Raw genomic sequence first — 22,778 nt, forward strand, 5'->3', positions numbered from 1 at the left:
CGGACTTCTCCCTGGCCGAGTGGAAGCGGTTCGGCAAGCACCTCTACCTGATAGCGGACTCTTCGAGCTGGTGGCTCGGCGACTGGATCATTTTCGGCCAGGCCATGTACCCCGGACGGTACCGGCAGGCCATGGAAGAAACAGGCCTGGACTACAAGACCTTGCGGAACTACGCCTGGATCGCCCGACGGTTCCCGGCCGCCGAACGGCACCCGAAGGTCAGCTTCCAGCATCATGCCGAGGTCGCCTCGCTGGAGCCGCCGAAGCGTGCGATGTGGCTGGAACGCGCCGCTCAGGAGGGATGGTCCCGCAACACGCTCCGACAGCACCTGCGGCAGGCGGCCCTGGCGGGACCGTCCGACGCGGCCGACGAGCGCGAGGGCAAGCAGGTGCAACTCCAGGTGCGCACTACGGCGGAACGGGAAACCCTGTGGGCGGGCGCCGCCGAGCGCGACGGCCGCGATCTGGCCGAGTGGATCATCAGCAGCCTCGACCGTGCCGCGAAGCGGGAGACGGACCCCGCTCGCGGTTAGCCGGCCGGTACGGGCAGGGGCACGGTGAGCCGGTAGCTCCGGCGGCGCCGGACCGTCGTGGCCGGGCGGCAGCAGCGGGTGCTTGCCGCCCTTGGGGCCGGTCCGGGCCGGCTCTACGGGGTGGGTGTGCGACACGAGGCGGACGGGGGGCTCGGGGGAACCCTTCGTACGGACGGCGCGCCCCTAGGCTGCCCGTACTGCATCATTCGCCACAAAAGGGAGTGAACGTGCCCTCTCGCCTGAACCCGTACATCAGCTTCGCCGGCGACGCCAAGCAGGCCATGGAGTTCTACAAGGAGGTGTTCGGCGGCGATCTGGCCGTCCACACCTACGCCGGGTTCGGCGCCGAGGCTCCCCCCGGATACTCCGACAAGATCATGCACGGCATGCTCGAGACGCCCAGCGGATTCACCCTGATGGGCGCCGACAATCCGCCCGGGGCGGGACACGAGCCCGGGAACAACATCGCGGTGAGCCTGAGCGGCGACGACATGGGCGAGCTGCAGGGCTACTGGGACAAGCTGTCCGACGGCGGCACGGTGTCCGTCCCCCTGGAGAAGCAGATGTGGGGCGACGTCTTCGGCATGTGCACGGACAAGTTCGGCATCACGTGGATGGTCAACGTCAGCGAACCGCAGAGCTGATCCGCCGGGGCGGGGCGTCCGGGCGCGGCGGTCCGGGACGCCCCCTCCACCCGCAGCGTGACCTGCGCGGATGCCGTTCGTTCGGTCGTGTCGGGCGGTTCCGACCGGTTGGGCGCGAGGGGGTAATGTCGTCCGGTCACGGACGGCGAACGGATCGTCTGTCCAACCCAGGGGAGCCACCATGACCGATCTGAACTCGCTGCGGGCAAGCCTTGCGTCGGGTGAGCACGAGTTCGCCGACACCTTGGCCTTCGTCGCCGCGCACTACGCGTACCAGCCGCAGGCATTCCACAACGGGGAAGTGGACAACGCCGCGGGCGAGAACGAGGGCTCCTGCAAGACTCTGGGACTGGCCCTGCTGGAAGAGCTGAGCGACCAGGAGGCTCTGCTGGCCTTCGGGGAGCACTACCGCAGCGTGCTGGCGACGCCGAGCGGCACCGATCACAGCAACATTCGCACCCTCATGGTCCATGGCCTGGCCGGGGTGCAGTTCGCCGGGCAGCCGCTGACCCGCAAGAGCTGACGGCCGGCCGATGGGCGGCGGGGGCGGAGTGCGTGTGGCGATGGCCGGGAGGCGGGTGCAGCACCTCATCCAGGCCCTCCACCTCCCGTAGCGGGCGTCTTTCCGCCCAGCCCGGGGGTAAACCTCCATGTCAGCAGCCGGATCTCCGCGGTCGGCGCCGTCGCCACACCGGGTCGGGCCGGCTCTCGTCGGGCCGGCTCCCGTCCGGTCCAGCCGTCCAGGCGGCGCTTGCCCGGCCGGGCGACCATCCCGGGGGCGTGGTGGTCGAAGAACGGCGTTCCGCCGGCCCACCCGTCCTCGGGGAGTCCATAGGAAGCCGGGAATGCTCTGCGGAGGGTTCCGCTTCGCTGTCCGGCGGCCCCGGTCCGGCCTCACCGATTTCCCCCTCGATTAATTGAATTACGAAAGACTTTCGGAACTCCGGCGAGGGCCCGGCTATCGCTTCGCTTCGCGATTCCAGCCACGGCCGACCGCCCCGGGCGTCCGGGGCGGTGCGCTCCTACGGGAAGGCCGCCGTTCCGTTGAAGAAGAAGTGGCTCCGGGCCCGGTGGCCCTCCCGCCGGTACTCCCTCGCGGCGAGGGCGTAGCGGACGGCCGGGGCTCCCCCGCCGATGGCACCCACGGCCGGGCGGGGCGCTGCCGGTCTGCTCGGCCGCCGTCCGCCGGAGGGCGTCCGCCGGAGGGCGTCCACGACGGTGTCCGCCAGGTCGACCAGGTCGGCCAGGGGGGCGGCTCCGGCGTCGCAGCCGATGAGGATCAGGTCGTGGCCACGGACGCGCACCGCGTCGCATCGCATCGCCGAACGTGTCGGTGCCGGAGCAGAGGCGGCCCGGAGCGCGGCCGGGCCGGTCTCCCCCGGTCCCGCCTTGCCGGCCAGGACGAGCGGCTGACGATGCCCTCGTCAAGCCGCGGGAAGGATCGAAGGATCCACGCGATTCCGGCGTTCGGCTTCCACTCCTGATGCACAGCCAAAAAGCTTTCAGAGGACGGGTGTTGACGATGGCGTCGCCATGTCCGCGTACGAGCCAAGGGAACCGGCAGCCGGACGGCGCGCGAAAGCGCCGCGGGGCCGAAAGCCGGTCACGGGGCGGCGGCCCCACGGGCGGCCGGGCACCTGTTGACACGTCAGGAAGAAGCGGACATAAGGAAATCGGAGATTTCAGCCATCGCTCGATTAGCCCGATCCCCAAAACATGTCGATAAATGGGGGCAAAGCCTCACACGCCCCCGGTATCCGCGAACGGAGCGCCGGCACGTCGAGCCACTGAGGCCCCTCCGGGGTTCGGTTGGCGCCCTGCGGCGGATAGTTGTGAGAGATCCCCGCCCCTCACGTGAAGAACTGCTTAACGGAGCGGTCTCGAGAGGGGGCACGCGGCGCCGGATGCGAGGGGCCGAAAGGCCATGTCAACCCACAACCGTGCCAGTCCGGTTGGGCGATCGGGTGCCATAGCGGGCGTCCGGAGAGCCGATGATCCGGTGATAACATCCCGGCATCTGTGATCTTGATTCATTTAGACGCAGATGCTGATTTGGATCGGCGGCATGCTCTCCGCGTAACAGCAGGTGAACCGTGCCGATCAGCTGTGTTGCGGGGCCTCGCGAGGTGTATCTGCAGCCGTCCGCATGGCACGCGCCGGGAAAGGTTTCCATGAATCGAGACGCACTTGTGTGGTGCCTGGTCGCGGTGACGGCGATAGCCGTCGTCGCGGTCGTGGCACTCGTCGCCCGTACCAGAGCGCTGGGGGCGAAGAAGGAGCACACCGAGGCCGAACTGAGGCACCAGCTGCTCGCGACGGACAGCCACCTGCACGCTTCGCGCGCCGAGTTGCAGAGGTTCCTCGGTGAGCAGGAGGCCACGCTCCGCGCGGCCAAGGACGCCGCGGAGGAGAACACCAAGGCCGTCCTCAAGGGTGCCGCCAGCCTCCTGCAGAGCCTGGCCGCCGAGCAGACGACGCTTCTCGACGGCATCCAGCGCAAGTACGGCGGACACACCGTTCTGAGCGACCTGTTGGACGTCAACCACGCCAACGCCCAGATGGCGCGCAAGGCTCAGGGCATCGCCGTCATGTGCGGTGCCCCGCTCGGCCGCCGCAACAGGCCCGCCAGCGTCTATGACGTCGTGCGCAGCGCCCAGGGGCAGATCCGCAACTTCCACCGGGTCGCCATCATGCAGCAGACCAGTCTCGCCCTGAAGTCGTCCGCGGTCGCGCCCGTGGCCCTCGCCGTGGCGGAGCTGCTCGACAACGCCGCCAGCTTCTCGCAGCACGACGCACCGATCGAGGTGACGTTCCAGCGGGTCCAGAACAACCTCTGCATCGTCATCGACGACGCCGGTGTCAGCATGAACGACGAGGAGCGGCAGCGGGCGACCGCGCTGCTCTCCGGGGAGATCGCCCCCCGCCTGTCGCAGCTCGGGACCCAGCCCAAGTTCGGCTTCCCGGTCATCGGCCTGATCGCGCGTCAGCACGGTTTCAAGGTCGATGTCACCGGGGTCTCCCGGTACGGCGGCGTCCGGGCCGTCGTCCTCTTGCCCGAGGAGCTGTGGACCATGGAGGAGATCCGGCCCGTCCAGGAGGCTCCGGTCAGCAGCGCTCCGGTCAGCAGCGCTCCGGTCGGCGCCGCTCTGGTCGGCGAGGCTCCGGTCGCCGAGTTCCGGCGCGCCGCCGAGAGCCGGCCCGCCCAGGGCGCGACGGCGCGGACCATGCACGGTCTGCCCAAGCGCGGCGCACGCCAGGCTCCGATCGCGAGCGTCCCCGACCCCGACGCCACCACGCCGGCGCCGCGGAACCCGGGGGACTCGGGCCGTACGTCCGGGCGCGGCCTGGGTGCCTTCCAGCGCGGCACCCTCTCCGGCCGCAACCTTGACGCCACCTCGTTCGAAGGGCCCGAAGAGGCATGACCGCAGACCTCTCGTGGATGCTCGAGGACATCGTGCACAACGTGCCCCGCGCACGGCACGCCGTCCTGCTGTCGGCCGACGGTCTTCCTCGCGGCGCGACCGAAGGCCTGGCCGAGAAGGACGTGCGCACCATCTCGGCGGCCATGGCCGGGATGCAGTCGCTCAGCCGGGCCACGGCCCACTTCGCCGGCACGCAGGAGGACCGGCGGTGGAACCAGACCATCATCGAGTTCACGCACGGCTGGAGCTTCCTGATCGGGGCGGGGCAGGGTTCCTACCTCGCCGCCGCGGCCGCGCCCGATGTGGACATGCAGCAGATCTCCTTCCGCATGCACCGCCTCGTCGCCCGGCTGGGCACCAACCTCACTTCGCCCCCGCGGGTGAACGCCGAGGACGCCGGAGGTCCGCGCGGGGGCGTTCCCCGGCAGCAGGGCCCCGGTGACTCGGGTTTCGTCCTGGGCGAGCTCGACCGGGTGATGTCCGAGGTCAAGGGCGCCCGCCACGCCGTACTGCTGGGGTCGGACGGCCTTCCCCGCGGGGCGACCCACGGGATGAGCCGCGACCTCGCGGACACGATCTCCGCGGCCATGACGGGCATTCACGCCTACAGCCGGGTCACCTCCCAGTTCGCCGGGGCCGTCGAGGACCCGGAATGGCGCCAGACGGTCATCGAGTTCCAGCACGGCTGGATCTTCCTGATGGCGGCCGGCCCCGATGCCTTCCTGGCTGCGGCCGCCGAACACGACTGTGACATCGAGCAGTTCACCACGCGTCTGCACGAGGTGGTGCCCCGGCTGACGGCCCCGGCAAAGGCGACGGTCGCATCGACACCGGGGAAGGGGACAAGCCATGCCTGAGGGGTTCGACCGGGACGAAGAGCTGGAACTGACCTCCCCGTTAGTCCCCCTCTTCGTGATCACGAACGGACGGGCACTGCCCCCGGACCACGAGTACGAGCACACGACGCTCGTGACCGCGGCGGCGGAGCGCGGACAGGTGGCGGCGCGCACGCTGTCCCCGGAAGCGGCGCGGGTCATGGACCTGGTCGCGAACGGCTTCCTGTCCGTGGCCGAGGTGGCGGGGCACACGCACCTGCCCCTGGGCGTGGTCCGCATCCTGCTGGCGCAGCTGGAGGAGGACGAGCTCATCCTCGCGAGGACACCGATCCCGCGCGCCGAACGTGTCGACAGAGAGCTGGTCAGCGCCGTGCTCGAAGGCCTGAAGAATCGATTCGGAGCGTAACGCGTGTACCTGGATCCAGATGTCTCCCACGCGGTGAAGATTCTCATCGTGGGGCATTTCGGGGTCGGCAAGACCACCTGCATCGGCAGTCTCTCCGAGATCGAGCCCTTGCGGACCGAGGAAGAGATCACCGAAGCCAGCGTGGGTTTCGATGACCTGTCGGGCACGCCCGACAAGACGACCACCACCGTCGCCATGGACTTCGGCCGGCTCACCCTGAGCGACACCTTGGTGCTCTACCTCTTCGGCACGCCGGGCCAGGAGCGCTTCAAGGAGATGTGGGAGGAACTCTCCCGGGGCGCCCTGGGGGCGCTGGTCCTCGTCGACCCGGAGCGACTGCACGAGTCCTTCCCCATCCTGGACCTCGTCGAACGCTTCGGCCTGACCTACGCCATCGCCGTGAACCATTTCGAGGGCACCACGCACTACCCGCTCGAAGAGGTGCACGAGGCTCTGAACCTCTCGCCCGAGACCCCTGTCGTCGAGTGCGACGTACGGGACGAGAACTCCTCCGCGCGGGCCCTCATCACCCTCGTGAAACACCTCATGTCCCAACTCGGCTAGGAGCGCAGGAATGCAACAGCCACGTGACCCGCACGAGATACCTCCCGGCTGCCCCGCGCACGGGAACGTCCAGATGTACGGCCCCTCGTTCGGAGCCGATCCGGACGGCCATTACGCGCAGCTGCGGTCCTACGGTCCCAGCGCGCCCGTGGACATCGCCCCCGACGTACAGGTCGAGCTCGTCACGAGCTACGACGCCGCGCTGTACGTCCTGCAGAACCCCGCCTCCTTCGTACGCGATTCCCGGCGCTGGAACGCACTGGCCGAAGGCCGCGTCCCGGCCGACAGCCCGGCCCTTCCGATGATGGGCTACCGCCCCAACGCGCTCTTCAGTGACGGCGCGGCGCACGCCCGGCTGCGGCGGGCGGTGACGGACAGCCTCGCCACCGTCAACGAGCACCAGCTCATCCGGCAGACGCAGCAGTCCGCCCACTACCTGATCAGCCAGTTCAGTACCGACGTACGCGGCCACGCCGAGCTGATGGCCGAGTACGCCCAGCCACTGCCACTGCTGGTCTTCAGCGAGCTCTTCGGCTGCCCGCCCGAGATCGGCGACCGCGTGATCGCCGGGATCAGCGGCATCTTCGAGGGAACCCCCGGCGCCGACGAGGTGCTCGGCGGGGCGCTCACCGAGCTGATCGCCCTCAAGCGGCGGCGCCCGACGGACGATCTGACGACGCGCCTGATGGAGCACCCGGCCGAGCTGAGCGACGAGGAGGTGCTGCACCAACTGGTCACCCTGCTCTCGGGCGGCACGGCGCCGCTGACCGCGGCCATCGGCACCAGCAGCGCCCTGTACCTCGGTGAGGAATGGCAGCTCGCCCTCCCCGTCGAGGACGCGGTCTCGCAGACCCTGTGGAACTACGCCCCCATCTCCAACTACGCGGCGCACTACCCGACCCACGACGTCGAGATCGGCGGCAGGGTGATCCGGGCGAACGACCCGATCCTCGTCTCGTTCGCCGCGGCCAACACCGACCCGAAGCTGACCGAACACCGGGAACAGCTCAGCGCGAAGGCGCACTTGGCCTTCGGAGCGGGCCCGCACGCCTGCCCCGCCAAGGACCCCGCTTTCATGATCGCCGTGACGGCCGTCGAGACGCTGCTCAATCAGCTGCACGACGTCGAGCTGCGCGTTCCGTTCAAGTCGCTGAGCTGGGCGCCCAGTCCGTGGAGCCGTTCGCTGGTCACCCTCCCGATCCGCTTCACCCCGAAGGCCGTTGCCCAGGGAGCCAGGCCGGCCGCGTCCGCCGGGTCCTCCTGGTCGACGGGGTCGAACCCGGGCCAGACGCCCCAACAGCAGTCACCGGCAGCCTCGTCCACTCACACCGGACCCGCTGGTTCACCCGCCGGCGCCGGCCCGCAGCAGCCCAAGGGCGGCCTGTTCAGCCGCTTCCTGGCATGGACCAGAGGCGAATGAGGAATCTGTGATTCAGGTAACACCCTGAGTACCCGGCGGTAACGGATGCCCTAACGATCTTGGGGGTATGCATGGCGGCTGGTTCTCGGAAAGGAGCCGCCATCATGGGCGTTGCCACAACTCCGGCATGCGACCGCCGGGCGTCCGCCTCCCTCTTCTCCCGTCTGCGGACGGCAAGAGGGCAGGCCGACCCCTTCCCCATCTACGCGGAACTCCTCGCACGCGGCGAGGTGGTACCCGCCCCCTGGGGCGGCTTTGCCGTAACCGGCTTCGCCGCCTGCGACCAGGTCCTGCGCAGTCGCCAATGGCTGGAGCCCGACAAGGAATGGCGCGAGCGCCAGGGGGCCGGTACGCGGTGGAACGCGCCCTCCTCGCGCGAGATGGGCCATACGCTCGCCGCGCTGAACCCCCCGGATCACACCAAGGTGCGCCGGGCGGCGGGCACGTTCGACCGGGGCACCGTGGAGCGCATCGGCCATACCGTGAAACGGACCGCGGATCAGCTCCTCGACGCGTTCACGGAGCGAATACGCACCGGCGAGGCCGACTTCTCCGAACTCGTCTGCGAGGAGCTGCCGGTGGCCACCATAGGCGAATGGCTCGGGCTGCCCCGGGCGGACTGGCGCAGGCTCCGCGAGTTGACGCACGATCAGGTCTTCACCCAGGAGCTGCTGCCGTCGGCCAGCCAGCTGGCACTGTCCGACGCGGCCACGGCCGAACTGCGCACCTACTTCATGGACCTGGTCCGCGACCGGCGCGCCCGCCCCGGGGACGATCCCGTCACCCGGTGGATCCAGACGTGGGACGCGATCGAGCCCGACCGGGACAAGGCCGACGAGGCCGTCTACCACCTGGTGTTGTTCGTCCTGCTGGCAGCGCTGGAAACCACCGCGACCTTACTGTCGACGATGGCGCTCCGGCTCGTGGAGAGCCCGGACCGCTGGGCCAAGGTGGCCGACAACCCCGATCTCGTGCCCGGGTTCGTCGAGGAGACGCTCCGCTACGACCCGCCGACTCACGTGATCAGCAGGATCGCCTCGCAGGACTCCGTGCTCGGGGGTTTCGAGATCCGGCGGGACGAGATGGTCCACCTCATGATCGGCGCGGCGCACCGGGACCCGGCCAGGCACAAGGACCCGGACCTCTTCGACCCCGAACGCCCCACCGATCACCTCGCGTTCAGCGGCGGTATCCACTACTGCCTCGGTGCGCCGCTGGCCCGCATCGAAGCCCAGACCCTGCTCCACCAATTGGTCCGGCGCCTCCCCCGCCTCACGCTCGTACGCCCCCCGTCGATGGCGCCCCGTGTGGCGTTCCGGCGACTCCTGAACCTGGACGTAGCAGTCGCATGACCGACCCGACCCCCCTCCCCGCTCCCCTCCCCGCAATCCCCGCACAGGCACACGCACCGGCACACGCGCCCGTACACGCACTCGTCCGGACCGCCCCCAAGTCGATACGCGCCGAACAGGACGGCCCCGTCCTGCACGTCCGCCTCAACCCCTGGGGGCAGGACGACACATTGGACGCCGCGGTCCTCGACGATCTCATCGCCCTGCTCGACGAACTCCACGAGAGACCCGACGTCCGGATCCTGACGCTGTCGTCACTGGGTCCGGACTTCTGCCTGGGCGCCGACCGGGGCGAGTACCAGGAGGCCATGACCGCCGATCCCTCCGGAGTGGGCCTGCGCCGCATCGCCGACAAGGCGCACCGCCTGTGCCAGGCCCTGGAGAACACCCACGCGGTCACCATCGCCCGGCTGCACGGGCGGGTCATCGGCGCGGGCCTCGCCCTCGCCGCCTTCTGCGATCTGCGGGCCGGCGCCGACACCAGCCGCTTCCGCATGCCGGAGGTCGGCATCGGGCTGCCGCCGGCGTGGGGCGGGGCGATGGGGCGCCTGGTCTCCGAGGTCGGCGCCTCCAGGATCCGCGAACTCATGCTCACCTGCGACGTCTTCGACGCCGACACCGCGCACCGCATCGGCCTGCTGCACCGGACCGCGCCGCTGGAGCAGTTGGACAAGGTGATCGATTCCTGGACGAGACCCCTCGTGCGGCGCTCGCCCGAGGCGCTCGTCCTGACCAAACGGATGCTGGCCGGCTACGCGCGGGCGGACAGGACGGCGGACGTCTCCCTGCTCGACTCCCACCTGCTGGTCGCCTCGCTCCACCAGCACGCGAGGGGCTGAGCCCTCCCGGGCCGGCCGATCAGGCGGATCCGGCCGATCCGGCCACCGCGGCCCCGGCCGGTCACCGGTCAGACCGCCTGGCCGGCCGTGATCCGTTCCAGGACGTCCGCGTAGAGGGACCGCCGGTCCGGACGGGCGTGTACGACGGCACGCCTGAGGGCCGGAACCGCCGGCGCGCCCATGCCGACGAGCCCCTCGGCCGCGGCCCTGCGGACGACGGGATGGGGGTGCTCCAGGAGTCCGGTCACCGCGGGGACGGCGGGTGTCCAGCCCGCGCGGCAGAGCGTCCGGATCGCCGTGCGCACCAGGTCCGGCTGGGGGTCGTCCAGGAGGACCGAGGTGTGGTGGAGGTAGGCCTGACGGTCCAGCACGGCCCGCGAGGTGCGATGGGCGTGCAGCCGGACCTTGGGCTTCGGGTGCCGCAGCAGCGTGCCGATCAGCTCCCGCAGCTCGGGGTCCCAGTCCGCGTCCGGGCCGTCGTGATCCTCGGCCAGCCGGGCGAGCGCGTGGCGTATCCGTACGGGGTCGCCCGTACGGGCCAGCTCCAGCAGTTCCTGCCGGGACGGAGGCGCCGACGCCCCTGCCGAGGCCGCCGGGGCGCGCTCGCGGAGCGCGGCCAGGTCGGCGGCGTCCTGCCGCACGCTGTCCGGCCGGCGCAGCGGACCCTCCACGAGGAGCAGGGTGTCGGCGAGGTCGTCGCGTCCTTCGGCGCGCAGCCGCCGGCAGGTCCGCGTCAGCGCGGGGGTGCGCAGGAGGGAACGCCCGCCGAGCAGGTCGAGGAACCCCCAGGCGCCGGCCTCGAGGCGGTCCCCCAGGTGCTCCGCCAGCACGTCGGCGGGGACCCTGTGCAGGGCCCGCCCGATCTCGGAGCCGCCGGACGCGGGGTCGTGCTCCCACCATTCCAGCAACAGCGGCACCAGCGGCTCCAGTTCCGGCGGGTCGAGCCGGCTCGCCACGAGGGCGACCCGGTCGCGCAGGACGCCGTCCGCGCGCAGTTCGCCCTCGTCGAGCACGCTCAGCGCGCCGGCCAGGGCCGCGCCGACGGGTACGTCGACGCGGCCCCGCAGGAACGCGCGGAGCACGGGAAGCACGCCCTCGGGCTCGGGCCATTTCAGGAGCGCGAGGGCCGCGGCGTGCCTGCGGTCCGGTGCGGAAGCCCGCAGCATGGCCAGCAGGCGTTCGCGCAGGGCGGTGGAGCGGGGCTGGTCGAGGTCGTCGACGCGCACGGTCCGCGGTCGCGGCGCGGGCTGGTCGAGGTCGTCGACGCGCACGGTCCGCGGTCGCGGCGCCCGCGCGCCGATGTCGGAGCGGGCGCCGGCACGGGCGGTCTCGGTGAGCGTCCAGGGTGGTGCGTCGAGGGGCTGGATCTCCGTCATCCAGTCGATGAGGAGGGCGCGGACCCCGGGGCCGGCCGTGGCGTGGGCATCGATCAGCGCGGTCAGACGGTCCCGGGAGCCAGGGACGCCGTACGCGGCGTCCACGCCGGCCCGCTGTCGGCAGAGCAGGCGGAACTCCTCCAGGGCTCCCGGCGCGCGGACCGCGGCGTCCAGCGCGGCGCGCCACGCCTCGGCTTCGGCCTGCGCGGTGGCGGCGGGCGACGGTGGGCCGGCGAACGGCTGCGGAGTGGCGGGCGACTGCGGGGCGGCGAACGCCTCCCTGAGTACGGCGCTCTCGGCCCGCCCCGGGTTGGCGCCCAACCGGGCCGAATCCAGGGCTTGTTCGAGGTCCGCGCGGACCAGTACCGCGTCGAGGGCGCGGAGCAGCGTCAGGGTGGACGGGCTGTCCGAGGGGGCGGCGGGCAGGGCGCGTACCGCCTCCGCGACGGCGAACCTCTCGATCGCCGGAAGGGTCGGTGCGACCGCTTCGAGTACCGCCATGAGGTCGTGCCGCTCGGCCGTCGGGGCCTCGGCGAGCCCGTCGAGCAGGACCCTGGCAGACCGGGCGAACTCCGTCAGTTCCCCGGCCGTCCACGGTGCGGGGCAGAGCCCGAGCGTGAGCCGCAGGACGCCGACCCGTTCGGCGGGGTGGGAGGCGGCCAGGCGCAGCCAGTCGGGCAGTTGGGGGCGGAGCTCCCGCAGCCGGGCGGGACGGGGCGGCTCGCGCCGCGCGGCGAGGCGGAGCGCGACCGGAGCCCGCCAGCCCTCCGTCGCCAGCGCCTCGGCGTCGCGGTCCGCTCCGGCGTCCTCGGCCGACCGCGGTACGCCGGGCGGGGTGATCCCGTGCCCGGTCATGGCCGCGGCCAGGTCCTCGGCCTTCCCGGAGGCGAGGCCGACCCGCCCGGACGCCACCAGGGCGAGCAGGGTCGGCGCCACCCGTGACGCCTGGCCGTCCAGTGCGAGGACCGAGCGCGCGGGCAGCGTGCGGTCGAGGCCCGCCAGCAGCAGTTCGCGTACCCGGCCATCGTCCTCGCTCTGTTCGCCGGCGGCGAGGACCGTGGCCGGGTAGGCGTCCCCGAGGATGGCGCGCAGCGCCTCGACGAGGGTGCCGCGCAGGCCCGGATTGTCCTGGTGGCCGAGCTGGAAGAGCAACGCGGGTACGGCCGCGGATGTGCCGGAGCCGACCAGGACCCGGGCCGCGGTCTTCCTGACGTTCATGTTCGGATGGCCGAGACGGGCGGCGATCGCGGTGGAGGCCCAGCGGGCCCGCGCGTGACCGAGGGCGAGCAGCGCCTGCCGTACGGTCTGGATGTCCTGGGCGGCGGTCAGCGCGATCAGCGTCGCCGACAACGCCTGCGCGTCGTCCCCGCCGGCCTCGCGGGCGAGCAGCGCGATCACGTGCTTGCGCACGTGCCGGTCGCGGTGGCGCAGCAGGCGGTGCACCCGCGCACGGGTGCCCTCGTAGGGAGCCCTGAGGAGGAGTTCGAGCAGGATCGTCTGCTCGCCTCCCGACAGTCCGGGGCGGTCCAGCAGGTCCAGCGCCATGGTCGCGACGAGTGCGTGCCCCGCCTCTCGCGGGTTCGCCGCGTCGAGCAGGCAGACCGGCCTGATCCGTCCCCGCAGGTGGAGCCGGCGTCCCAGGTCGTGTACGGCGTCCAGGACCTCCTGCGGTACCACCGGCTCCCCGGCCGGCTGTCCTGCCGGGGAACCGGTGTCGGGCACCGGGGCGGCCGCGCCCGGCTCCCGGGAGGCCGCCAGGTCGGCCACGACGCGCAGGAGCAGGTCCGCGATGACCGGCAGCGTGCCGGCGCCGCCGTGGGCGGCCAGCCGGCACAGCGCCGCCACCGGCAGGTCCGGGTCCGGATGGGAACTCAGGAGCGCCAGTTCCCGCTCGTCCGGCCCACCGAGGTCCGCGGCGATGCGCGTGGGCAGATCGGCGGGATCGAGCCGGACGAGGAGGGCTTGCCGCCGCGCCGGATCGTCGGTCAGGTGCCACAGCACCTCGAGCGCACGGTTGCGCACGGCGCGGAGATGCGGCGCGATCTCTCCCCGGCCCGTCTCGCCCCCGCCCGTCTCTCCCCGGCCCGTCTCGCCCCCGCCCGTCTCTCCCTGGCCGGTCTCTCCCCCGCCGGTCTCTCCCCCGCCCGCCTTCGCCGCGAGACCGAGTCCTTGCCTCAGCGCCGTCGCCGTCCGGTGCCCGCCGATGGCCTCCAGCGCGTCCAGGGCCGCCGCGGGCGCCGAGGGCAGGAGGGTGATCACGGCGTCCTCGGCGTCCGCGTGGCGCAGCGCACGGATGGCGTCGAGGAACGGTGCCGGTGCGGGGGCCGAGGGGAGGACCCGTGCGATCGCCTCGCCGATCGGGAGCCGCCCCGCCCCCTGCCCGGCCAGGGCCACCAGCAGTGCGAGCCTTCGCGGCCAGGTCGGGTCGCCGGCGTCCGTGTCCGTCAGGACGCGGAGCGTCTCGTGCCGGCAGGTGAACAGGATCGTCGCGACCTCGTGGGGCGCGACCGAGTGATCGGCCAGCGCCAGGCCGATGACGGCCGGGACGTGCGGACCGTCCGGGAAGTGCCCGCGCCGGTGCAGCCCGCGCAGGCAGGTCACGGCCGACCCCGCGAACAGCAAGGGGTCCCCCGCGGCGACGGCGGTCAACGCGCCGATGTCACCGCGGTCCGCCAGTTCACCGAGCAGTTCCATCGCGCGCCGGCGAAGAACCGGCGGCAGGTCCGCATCGTCGACGACCTGCCACAGCAGGCCGTCATGCCCGTGGCGGGCCGCGGCCCCGAGCGCGGCGGCGGCGGCGCCGGGCCGCGTGATCACCGAATCGGCAGCGAGGAACGGCGCCAGCAGACCCGGCGCCAAGGGGTCCAACGCAGCCCAGGGCTCGGCGAGTTCATCCAGTGCGGCCGTCACGACTTCGGCGCTGTCGGCGCCGAGCAGGCTGATCACGTGGCCACGGACCCGTACGGGGGCCAGCAGGCCGGCGTGCAGCCCCTCCCGGGTCAGCCGCAGCGCGTCGGCCTGCAGCACCGGGTCGCCGCTGTCCAGCAGTTCGTTCACGAGCCGCTCGGGCCGGTGCGCCGCGGCCGCGGTCGCCTCCCGCACGGCCTGGTAGAGCAGTTCGCCCCGGGGCTCCGTCCGGAGCACCGTCGGCTCGTTCAGGAGTTCGGCGCGCAACCAGGCGATCCGGACCCGTACCGGCAGATCGGCCGTCCGCCACGCGGGCAGGCCCGGACCGCGGAGGCCCGACTCCCCCGTGCCCGACCCCCGGAGGTACGGTCCCCGGAGGTACGGCCCCAGTCGTTCGTGGAGCCGGGCCAGGACCAGCGCCTCCTCCGGCGCTCCGCCCACGGACGCGGGCAGCAGCCCCGCGAACTCGGCCATCTCCCGCTCACCGCCCGTACGGTCCGACCCGACGCGCTCGGCCAGGAGGACCAGCCCCAGGTACCGCAGGCGGGGATCCTCGTGCCGGACGAGGATCCCGAAGACGGCCGGCGAACAGTGCTGCGCGTCGAGAAGGCCGGCCAGCAGGCCGACGTCGGCTCGACGTACCGCATCGCGGAAGGACGTGTCCGTCGGCAGCAGCATCGGCATCGGCATCCTCGGATGCTAGCCGGGCCCTCCCTGGCCCCACCAGGCAATATGTCCGGCGTACGGCCGCTACACCGTCCGCGCCAGCGGCTCCGTCGCCGCGTCGGCGCCGGCGCCCGGCCTGCGCGATCCGTACCAGTGGCCGGCGACGGCGGTGCAGAACAGCCCGGCGATCAGGGTGGTCAGTGCCAGTCCCGGGCCGGAGTTCCAGTCGACGGCGGGAGCGTGCGCGGCCAGGACGACGGCCGTCGCGAGCGAGACGCCGGGCATGGCGAGGAGGGCGGGGCGCAGCCGGCCGAGGTCGTCCTCGGCCAGGGCGCCGAGCACACCCATGCCGAGCGCGAGCGCCCAGACTCCGAGGCCCTGGGCGTCCGCCCGGATCACCTCCCAGGGGATGAAGCCGCCCCAGAAGCCGGGGAGAACGAGCAGTCCGGCGCCGATGCCGAGCCAGGCGGAGCCCAGTACGGCCATCGGCGGCTTGGACCAGCCGGGCAGGGGGATCTCCCGGGTCCGCAGGGGGGAGCCGGGCCGGAAGCACTGGAGGGCGACGGCGAGTACCGCGAACGCCGCGAGCAGCCCGAGGAGGGCGACCCAGCCGAGGCTGAACAGGGCGAGGACGATCGAGGCGCCCGCGGCCACCTGGAGCGTGTCGGCGTTGAGGAGGCTGACGGTGAACAGGCCGAGCAGCACCACGGCGAGGGGGATCACGAGCACCCGCGCCTCTTCCCAGACCCGCGCCCGGCCGATCGCGAACAGACCCGGCGTGACGCCGGCCATGGCCGCTCCGATCAGTCCGGGGCTGAGCGGGTCCGGCGACTTCCAGGCGCCGCCCGCGTATCCGGCCAGGCTGGCGGCGACGAGGAACGCACCCGTCGTGAGGCTGACGACGCCCACGACGACGGCGAGCATCGTCACTCCCGCCGTGAGCGGGCGCCCGTCACCCGGTCCCGGCTCCTGCGGTTCGACTGCCATACGCCCTCGACTCCCTCGACTCCGTTGGGTGCAGCGACAGTTGTGGGCGCTCCGCCGGCGATGGCCGGCCCGGCCCGCCGGGACAGCTCGCGGGCGTACATCACGCGCAGGCTCACCACGGCGGTGGCCGCGAAGGCCGTCATGCCGCAGCCGACGGCGACCCCCGCGATCAGCGCGGTGGGGCGGTCGAGACCCGCGTACCGGTCGAGGGGCACGGCGGCGGCCAGCGAGAACAGCGGCGCCAGGCACAAGGCCGCCAGGTGCAGGCGCCATTCCTCGCGCGCCCACCCGTCACCGCGCCGCCCGGCGCGCCGGTGGCGCACGGTCATCACGGCGAACGTGGCCGCGTACGGGATCAGGTAGCCGAGGAGCAGCCGTCCGCCGACCGGGCCCCAGGACAGGAACGACCAGCCGATCCGGGCCAGGGCGGCACCGCCGGCGAGGTGCGCCAGGACCAGCGCCGGGAACGGCACCCAGGTCCCGGCGCCGCCGAGGGGGTCGGCGGCCGGCGCACCGGCCCCGGGCACCGGCCTGCCACCGCGGTCGAGGGCGCGCGAGGCGAGCAGCGCGCCGAAGACGACGACGGAGCCGAGGTGCATGGTCGCGACCCGGTTGATCTCCTCCATCGACAGGCCCGGCAGCAGCCGGGGCAGCGCGCCCCATTCGAGGCGCAGCAGCGGGGCGGTCATCAGGTAGCCGTAACAGAGCAGCATCCACCGCTGGTGCAGCTCCGGGAAGCGGCCGAGGGCCGCCAGGATCCCGAACGTCACGCTCAGCGTGGTGCCCACGAGGATGGCGGCCAGCGCGATCCAGAACGTCGGACCGCTGAAGGCGTCCTCGGGCGCGGTGCGTACGAGGTACACCGCCGCGCCCGCCATGGAGGCGTACACCGTCACCGCGAACACGACTCCCGCCGCGCGGTGCAGGCGCGGACGGCGCCGGACGGCCGACAGCAGCTGGACCGGTCCGAGCAGCATCAGCGCACCACCCAGCACGGAGTGCACGACGAGCGGGACCAGGCTGCGCCCGTACGGTGCCACGCGGGTCCGCAGTGCCTCGGCGACGTACTCCGGGGACACCGTCCGGCCCAGGATCCACTCCCCGGGGGCCGGTGCGCCGGGCCGGGCGTAGGACCACAGTTCGGTCATGGCCACGGGTGCGTAGACCAGGCAGAGCGTCACCACCGCGATGGTTGCCACGCGCGGCCACGGGACGCGCTGGAGACGGTTCACCGGGACTTCCCCTCCACCGCCGAAACTCGGCCGTCCGCTCTGGACTACCGAAAGGTAGGGTCCTGTTCGACTCCTGGTCAACAAGGCTGCGGGATAACGTTTTCGCGGTACCCGACGGGTCAGATCCAGCCTCGCCGGGCCGCGATGGCTCCCGCCTGGAAGCGGTTCGCCGCGCCCAGCTGGTCGTGCAGTCGGCTCATCCGGCGTCGCATGGTCCTTACGGACCAGCCCAGTTGGCGGGCGATCGCCTCGTCCTTCAACCCGCTGACCAGCAGGGCGAGGAGCAGCCGGTCCTCCTCCCCGGGCTCCGCCTCGCCGGATGCCGCCCCGCCCGACGCCGCCCCGCCGGTTGCCGCCCCGCCCGATTCCGCGGACTCCCCGCCGGGTCCCGTCGGGCGCGGCGGCGCGAGCAGCGGGGTGGCCACGGTCCAGCACAGCCGCCAGTAGTCCGTCAGCGCGTCGAGCAGCGACGACGGGCGGATCACCGCCGCGCGCACGTCCGTCAGGTCCAGCGACAGGGGCATCAGCGCCAGGGCGTCGTCCGCGATCGCCAGCTTGATCCGCAGCCCGGGCAGCACCCGTGCCTGCTCCCCGTGGGCCACCAGCCGCCGGATGTCGTCCAGCACCCCCGGCCACTCCAGCGCCTCCGGGGCGTACACCGCGCGGTACGTCAGCCCGCCGCGCATCGCCGTCTCCTCCACCGGATTGGCGGTGGTCAGCGCGTAGGGCGGCCGGTCCAGCGTCCGGACCTGGTGCTTCGCCTCCTGCTGGAGCCGTACGAACCAACGGCCCAGCGCCTCCCGGCCGGAGACGATCTCGACCTCCTTGGCATCGCCGCGCCGGGCCGCCTCGAAGAGTCCGGCGAGCTCGCCGGCGGCCGACCGTACCCGGCCCAGTTCCACGGTGCGCTCCTGGATCAGCGCCTCCACCGCGTGCTGCGGGTCGATGGCCGCGTAGCGCCGTCGGGGGCCGGACAGCCGTCCGACCAGCCCGCGGTCGTGCATGCGGTCGAGGGCGCGCGCCACCCGCTCCGGGCCGGTGCCGAGTTCGCTCGCCAGCTCGGCGGGCGCGGCCGCTTGCCGGGCGAGCAGCGCGCGGTAGACCTGCTCGTCGAAGGCGTCGATGCCGACGGCCGCCAGTTCCTGGGACATGCGGGCCATCGTGGCCCACCTGTGCCAGCGGCAGCAATGGGCCACAGGGAATCGTTGCCCTATCCGGACCGGGCCGCATTAGGTACCGCCTATGGGTCACTCACACCGAAGAACTGTGCATACGGGCCTGGTGGCCGCGGTGCTCGGCGGACTGCTCGTCTCGGTCCCGCCCGCCGTCGCCGCCGCCCCCGAGTCCGCGGACCACGGCACGCAGCGGGTCATCGTCGAGTTCGAGGGCGCCCCGGCGCTGGCGGCCGTGCCCGGCTCCGCGAAGAGCACCGCGAAGGACACGAAGGACACGAAGGCCGCCCGGGCCGCGAAGGCCGCCGAGGTGACGGCCGCGCGCAAAGGCCTGACCGGCAGGCACGACGCGTTCCTGGCCGAGGCGAAGGGCGCCGGCGTCACCGCCAAGGCCGTACGCCGCCACACGCTGCTGCTCAACGCCGTGGCCATGACCGTCGGCTCCGCCGACCTGGCCACGCTGCGGAAGCTGCCGGGCGTGAAGTCCGTCAGCCCCTCCGGGACCGCGCGCGCCCTGGACACCGACGCCAACGAGGTCGTGGGCAATCCGGCCCTGTGGGCCCGGGAGGACCCGGCCGGAGTCAAGGTCACCGGCAAGGGCGTAACCGTCGCCGTGATCGACACCGGGGTGGACTACACCCACCCGGACCTGGGCGGCGGCTTCGGCGAGGGCCACAAGGTGGTCGGCGGCTGGGACTTCGTTGACAACGATGCCAACCCGATGGACGACAACGGCCACGGCACCCATGTCGCGGGCATCGTCGCGGGCAGGGCGGCCACGGCCGCGGGCGTCACGGGCGCCGCTCCGGACGCCGAGCTGCTGGCGTACAAGGTGCTCGGCGCCGACGGCAGCGGCGACGACTCCGGCATCATCGCGGCCATCGAGGCGGCGGTGGACCCGGCCAACCCGCACCGCGCCGACATCGTCAACATGAGCCTGGGCAACAGCGCGGGCACCGCGAGCGACCCGCTGTCCCGGGCCGCGTCCGCGGCCGTCGACGCCGGTGTCCTGGTCTTCGCCGCCGCCGGAAACGCCGGTCCCGGCTACTGGACCGTCGGCTCCCCGGCCGCCGCTCCCGGCGTCATCGCCGTCGGCGCCTCCACCAGCGGGATCCGGCTGCCCGTGCTCAAGGCGGCGGGCGACACCCTGCAGAGCTACCGCGGCGGGCGGTCCGCGAACCCGCCGGCCGCGGAGCTGACCGCCGGGGTCGTCTCCATCGGCATGGGCACCGCGGAGGACTGGGCGAAGGCGGGCGACGTCCGCGGCAAGGTCGTGCTGTACGCGATCCCGCCGGCCGTGAACCCGTACGACGTGTGGCCCGAGGAGCTCGAAACCTGGCGCGAGGCCGAACGGCGCGGCGCCGCCGCCCTGGTGGGCGGCGTAGGCGGCGGCGGAGGCGGCCCGGTCGTGTTCGGCGGCAGGAGCCGTACGAACCCGCTCCAGCCGCGCCGCGAGCAGGAGTCCGCCCGCGGCGGAGCCGCCGCCCGGAGCGAGGTACTGCTCGGTGCCACGCCCGCGGAGTCCGGCGACTCCCTGCGCCTGGACCGGCTCGTCGTGACCGGCGTGGACTACGAGACGGGTCAGCGGCTGGCCTCGCTGGCCGAATCCGGCGGCGAGCTGGTGCTCGGCGGCCGGGACTCCACCGACGAGATGGCCTCCTTCTCCTCCCGCGGCCCGGACTCCGAACGGCTCGGCCTCAAGCCCGAGATCGTCGCCCCGGGCGTCGAGATCCTCTCCACCGCGCCCAAGGGCATCGAGCCCACGGGCTACCTGCGGATGTCCGGCACCTCGATGGCCTCGCCGCTCGCCGCGGGCTCCGCGGCGCTGCTGCGCCAGCTCCACCCGGACCGCCCCGCGGACCGGCTGCGCGCCGAGGTGATCGGGTCCGCGAAGCCGCTCGACGGCCCGGACCTGCAGTCGCAGGGCAGCGGCCGGCTCGACACGGCCGCCGCGGCCGGGGCCGGGCTGTACGCCTCCCCCGCCACCGTCTCCTTCGGCCTGGCGCACATGGACGGGCCGAAGGTCACCGGCGCCCGGGAGGTCGTGCTCCACAACACGGGCAGCGCGCCGGTCACCGGCAAGGTGGCCGTGACCGGGCCCGCGACCGTCGCCCCGAACCACGTCACCATCCCCGCGGGCGGTACCGCGAAGGTCACGCTGACCGTCGAGCGCGACCGTCCCGACATCACGGACTACGCCACCAACTACCTCGCCGGCCGCGTCACCGTCACCCCCGACAAGGGCCGGTCGCTCACCGTGCCGTACCTGATGGCGGCGATCCCGCTGTACGTGGACCCGGCGGAGGACCCGTCCCACGACGGCTCCACCACCGTGTACGTGTACAGCCCGACCCCGCTCACCGCGCCGCCGGTGCTGACGGTCACCCCGCCCAAGGGCAAGCCCTACACCAAGGCGACGGCTCCCACCTCGGACCCGTCCTACTACCGGGCCGATTTCACCGGCCTCGGATCGGGCGTCCACACGATGACGGCCCGCGCCACCACGGCCACCGCGGTCCGCCAGTACGGTACGGGCGCCTTCGAGGTGAGCCTCAAGGCGTCCAAGGACAGGGACTGGAAGCCGGTCGGCCCGAACAGCGCCGTGGGCACGACCCAGTTGACCCCCGGCAAGCCGAAGCAGGCCGTGATGACCCAGGGCACCCGGCCGGGTGCCTGGCTCACGACCGACGGCGGCAAGAGCTGGCAGCAGCGGGGCCACACCCCGGTCAGCAACGCGCTGCGGGAGCCGTCCCTGGTCATCGACTCCCGCAATCCGAGCCGCTGGTGGGAGGCCGTGGTCAGCGCCCACCCGTCGGCGTTCCCGGAGGGCGGCGTGCTGATGCGCACCGAGGACAGCGGCCGCTCCTGGGAGCGGATGGCCGGCCCGCCGGCCGCGATCACCGAGCTGACCGCCGATGCCCGCACCCGGGTCCTGCTCGCCACCTCCGACGACACCGGCGAGCGGTTCGTCAGCCGGGACCGGGGCGCCACCTGGACGCCGGTGGACCTCTCGGGGATCACCGGGTACCTCACCAAGAGCGTGATCGGCGGCGACGACCTGTACCTCTGGGCCGGCCAGGCGATCTGGGTGATCCGCGACTTCGTCACCGGTTCGCCCCAGCCCGCGCGGACGGTCTTCCAGGCCACGCCGCGCGTGCAGGTCATCGGCGGCTTCGACGCCGACGGGGCGCTGCTCGCCATCAAGGTGCAGGGCCAGAACTCCGGCCTGTACGTGAGCCGGGACGGCGGCCGCCGCGTCGAGAAGACCAGCCGCACCTACAGCGGCCTGGTCGACGTCTCCGGCGGCGACATCTACCAGGACGATCTGAGCGGCACCGGAGCCCTGAGCCGCGACGGCGGCCGTACGTGGACCACGTCCGCGCAGCCGGTGCCGGGTTCGGTGGTCTACGACTACGACCGCTGGGCCGACGGTTCCCACACGATCGGCTCCGGCGCGGCCGGTCTGTTCCGCTCCACCCGGGAGGGCGGCTACCGGCGGATCGGCGTGCAGGGCGAGTCCGTGACGGCGCTGGCGACCTTCGGGGACCAGCTCCTCGCCGGCACCTCGGTCGGCACCTACCGCACCACGGTGCCCGCCGCGAGCCCCGAGTGGGGTGCGGCGGAGCGCGAGGGCACGACCGGTACCGGTGTCGTCGCCTTCCAGCCGTCCGCGGCGGACCCGAAGTCCGGCTGGCAGCTGGTCAATTACCTCTACAACGTGGTGCTGCGGAAGACCGCGGACGCCGGCCGGACCTGGTCGGACGTGGGCACGCGGGAGGCGAACGGGACCGCGTTCCTCGTCGACCCCGCGAACCCGGACCGGATGATGATCTCCTACAAGGGCTCCGACTCCGCGGGTCTGTACACCACCACCGACGGCGGCGCCCACTGGAAGACCTTCGACCAGGGCCGCTCCTACGACACCATCGCGGCCGATCCCGGCAAGCCCGGACGGATCTGGTTGGGCGGCTGGTGGGGGCTGTCCTACTCGGACGACTTCGGGGCCACGACGCACCAGGTGTCCGAAGCCGAGGTGCACGCCATCCAGTTCACGGCGGGCGCCATGGTCACGGGCGGGCAGGCGATCCGGGTCAGCAAGGACGGCGGCAAGACCTTCACCAAGGCCGACACCGGCGCCCTGCGGATCAGCGTCTCCGATCTCCTGCGGGTCGGCGACACCCTCTACGCGGGGACCAGCACCCGCTGGATGGACTTCACCCCCACCGGCGGGCGCGGTGTGCTCCGCTCCACCGACGGCGGGCTGACCTGGCGCAACATCTCCCGCGGCATGCCGAACAAGGACGTCCTGTCCCTGGCGGCCTCGCCCGACGGCCGGTACCTCTTCACCGGCGTCGACCAGGGCGGCGTCCACCGCCTGGAGCTGGACGACTGAGGTCCGGGCCGGTGCGGTCGCCGCGGGGC

At 72.8% G+C, this 22,778-nt stretch carries 16 protein-coding genes; 11 read left to right on the plus strand and 5 right to left on the minus strand.

Annotation, left to right across the window (positions count from 1 at the left end):
* The 3 genes from ACFYYB_RS05805 to ACFYYB_RS05815 form a co-directional block, all read left to right on the plus strand.
* A partial coding sequence (locus ACFYYB_RS05805; protein WP_389433368.1) for an LmbU family transcriptional regulator occupies window positions 1-533 on the plus strand: 533 nt, incomplete at its 5' end.
* 227 nt (window positions 534-760) lie between these two features.
* The gene (locus ACFYYB_RS05810) at window positions 761-1,177 is read left to right on the plus strand and encodes a VOC family protein (protein WP_389433369.1); all 417 of its coding nucleotides are present in this window, start codon (window positions 761-763) and stop codon (window positions 1,175-1,177) included.
* Between the two features lie 181 nt (window positions 1,178-1,358).
* Window positions 1,359-1,700 (plus strand): HopJ type III effector protein, encoded by a 342-nt coding sequence (locus tag ACFYYB_RS05815; protein ID WP_389433370.1) that lies wholly within the window; start codon window positions 1,359-1,361, stop codon window positions 1,698-1,700.
* Between the two features lie 499 nt (window positions 1,701-2,199).
* Here ACFYYB_RS05815 and ACFYYB_RS05820 read toward each other — a convergent pair whose 3' ends face one another.
* On the minus strand, window positions 2,200-2,496 hold the full coding sequence (locus ACFYYB_RS05820) for a hypothetical protein (protein ID WP_389433371.1): 297 nt from the start codon (window positions 2,494-2,496) through the stop codon (window positions 2,200-2,202).
* Window positions 2,497-3,348: 852 nt separating this feature from the next.
* Here ACFYYB_RS05820 and ACFYYB_RS05825 point away from each other — a divergent pair.
* The 7 genes from ACFYYB_RS05825 (at window position 3,349) to ACFYYB_RS05855 (ending at window position 10,016) form a co-directional block, all read left to right on the plus strand.
* Window positions 3,349-4,599, plus strand: a complete 1,251-nt coding sequence (locus ACFYYB_RS05825; RefSeq protein ID WP_389433372.1) for an ATP-binding protein — start codon at window positions 3,349-3,351, stop codon at window positions 4,597-4,599.
* On the plus strand, window positions 4,596-5,456 hold the full coding sequence (locus tag ACFYYB_RS05830) for a roadblock/LC7 domain-containing protein (protein ID WP_389433373.1): 861 nt from the start codon (window positions 4,596-4,598) through the stop codon (window positions 5,454-5,456). The genes ACFYYB_RS05825 and ACFYYB_RS05830 overlap by 4 nt, the downstream gene beginning before the upstream one ends.
* Complete coding sequence (locus tag ACFYYB_RS05835; RefSeq protein WP_389433374.1) at window positions 5,449-5,841, plus strand: DUF742 domain-containing protein; 393 nt, start codon at window positions 5,449-5,451, stop codon at window positions 5,839-5,841. Before ACFYYB_RS05830 ends, ACFYYB_RS05835 begins: the two co-directional genes overlap by 8 nt.
* A gap of 3 nt (window positions 5,842-5,844) precedes the next feature.
* Window positions 5,845-6,405, plus strand: a complete 561-nt coding sequence (locus tag ACFYYB_RS05840; RefSeq protein ID WP_327303732.1) for an ATP/GTP-binding protein — start codon at window positions 5,845-5,847, stop codon at window positions 6,403-6,405.
* 10 nt (window positions 6,406-6,415) lie between these two features.
* Window positions 6,416-7,825 carry a cytochrome P450 gene (locus tag ACFYYB_RS05845; protein ID WP_389433375.1) on the plus strand — a complete coding sequence of 470 codons (1,410 nt, stop codon included), beginning with the start codon at window positions 6,416-6,418 and terminating at the stop codon, window positions 7,823-7,825.
* A gap of 104 nt (window positions 7,826-7,929) precedes the next feature.
* Entirely contained in the window at window positions 7,930-9,177 is a 1,248-nt protein-coding gene (locus tag ACFYYB_RS05850; protein ID WP_389433376.1) for a cytochrome P450, read from the plus strand.
* Window positions 9,174-10,016 (plus strand): enoyl-CoA hydratase/isomerase family protein, encoded by an 843-nt coding sequence (locus tag ACFYYB_RS05855; protein ID WP_389433377.1) that lies wholly within the window; start codon window positions 9,174-9,176, stop codon window positions 10,014-10,016. Before ACFYYB_RS05850 ends, ACFYYB_RS05855 begins: the two co-directional genes overlap by 4 nt.
* A 68-nt stretch (window positions 10,017-10,084) precedes the next feature.
* On the opposite strand, the gene ACFYYB_RS05860 is transcribed toward ACFYYB_RS05855, so the two are convergent.
* From ACFYYB_RS05860 to ACFYYB_RS05875, 4 genes are all read right to left on the minus strand, one after another.
* Complete coding sequence (locus tag ACFYYB_RS05860; RefSeq protein ID WP_389433378.1) at window positions 10,085-14,989, minus strand: HEAT repeat domain-containing protein; 4,905 nt, start codon at window positions 14,987-14,989, stop codon at window positions 10,085-10,087.
* Window positions 14,990-15,049: 60 nt separating this feature from the next.
* On the minus strand, window positions 15,050-15,952 hold the full coding sequence (locus tag ACFYYB_RS05865; RefSeq protein WP_389433379.1) for a hypothetical protein: 903 nt from the start codon (window positions 15,950-15,952) through the stop codon (window positions 15,050-15,052).
* The gene (locus ACFYYB_RS05870) at window positions 15,892-17,184 is read right to left on the minus strand and encodes a DUF2306 domain-containing protein (protein ID WP_389433380.1); all 1,293 of its coding nucleotides are present in this window, start codon (window positions 17,182-17,184) and stop codon (window positions 15,892-15,894) included. The genes ACFYYB_RS05865 and ACFYYB_RS05870 overlap by 61 nt, the downstream gene beginning before the upstream one ends.
* A gap of 119 nt (window positions 17,185-17,303) precedes the next feature.
* Window positions 17,304-18,335: a helix-turn-helix domain-containing protein gene (locus ACFYYB_RS05875; RefSeq protein WP_389433381.1), complete on the minus strand. Its 1,032-nt coding sequence runs from the start codon at window positions 18,333-18,335 to the stop codon at window positions 17,304-17,306.
* 115 nt (window positions 18,336-18,450) lie between these two features.
* Here ACFYYB_RS05875 and ACFYYB_RS05880 point away from each other — a divergent pair, with 115 nt between their 5' ends.
* Window positions 18,451-22,749, plus strand: a complete 4,299-nt coding sequence (locus ACFYYB_RS05880; protein WP_389433382.1) for a S8 family serine peptidase — start codon at window positions 18,451-18,453, stop codon at window positions 22,747-22,749.
* Window positions 22,750-22,778 lie beyond the last annotated feature (29 nt).

Source organism: Streptomyces sp. NPDC002886 (assembly GCF_042888445.1).
GTDB lineage: Bacteria > Actinomycetota > Actinomycetes > Streptomycetales > Streptomycetaceae > Streptomyces.

What these genes read in the sequence shown, in the direction of transcription:
- ACFYYB_RS05845 (WP_389433375.1), top strand. Translation starts at nt 6,416, where the DNA reads ATGCAACAGCCACGTGACCCGCACGAGATACCTCCCGGCTGCCCCGCG.
- ACFYYB_RS05860 (WP_389433378.1), bottom strand. Translation starts at nt 14,989, where the DNA reads ATGCCGATGCCGATGCTGCTGCCGACGGACACGTCCTTCCGCGATGCG.
- ACFYYB_RS05825 (WP_389433372.1), top strand. Translation starts at nt 3,349, where the DNA reads ATGAATCGAGACGCACTTGTGTGGTGCCTGGTCGCGGTGACGGCGATA.
- ACFYYB_RS05855 (WP_389433377.1), top strand. Translation starts at nt 9,174, where the DNA reads ATGACCGACCCGACCCCCCTCCCCGCTCCCCTCCCCGCAATCCCCGCA.
- ACFYYB_RS05820 (WP_389433371.1), bottom strand. Translation starts at nt 2,496, where the DNA reads ATGCGATGCGACGCGGTGCGCGTCCGTGGCCACGACCTGATCCTCATC.
- ACFYYB_RS05875 (WP_389433381.1), bottom strand. Translation starts at nt 18,335, where the DNA reads ATGTCCCAGGAACTGGCGGCCGTCGGCATCGACGCCTTCGACGAGCAG.
- ACFYYB_RS05865 (WP_389433379.1), bottom strand. Translation starts at nt 15,952, where the DNA reads ATGGCAGTCGAACCGCAGGAGCCGGGACCGGGTGACGGGCGCCCGCTC.
- ACFYYB_RS05830 (WP_389433373.1), top strand. Translation starts at nt 4,596, where the DNA reads ATGACCGCAGACCTCTCGTGGATGCTCGAGGACATCGTGCACAACGTG.
- ACFYYB_RS05850 (WP_389433376.1), top strand. Translation starts at nt 7,930, where the DNA reads ATGGGCGTTGCCACAACTCCGGCATGCGACCGCCGGGCGTCCGCCTCC.
- ACFYYB_RS05815 (WP_389433370.1), top strand. Translation starts at nt 1,359, where the DNA reads ATGACCGATCTGAACTCGCTGCGGGCAAGCCTTGCGTCGGGTGAGCAC.
- ACFYYB_RS05835 (WP_389433374.1), top strand. Translation starts at nt 5,449, where the DNA reads ATGCCTGAGGGGTTCGACCGGGACGAAGAGCTGGAACTGACCTCCCCG.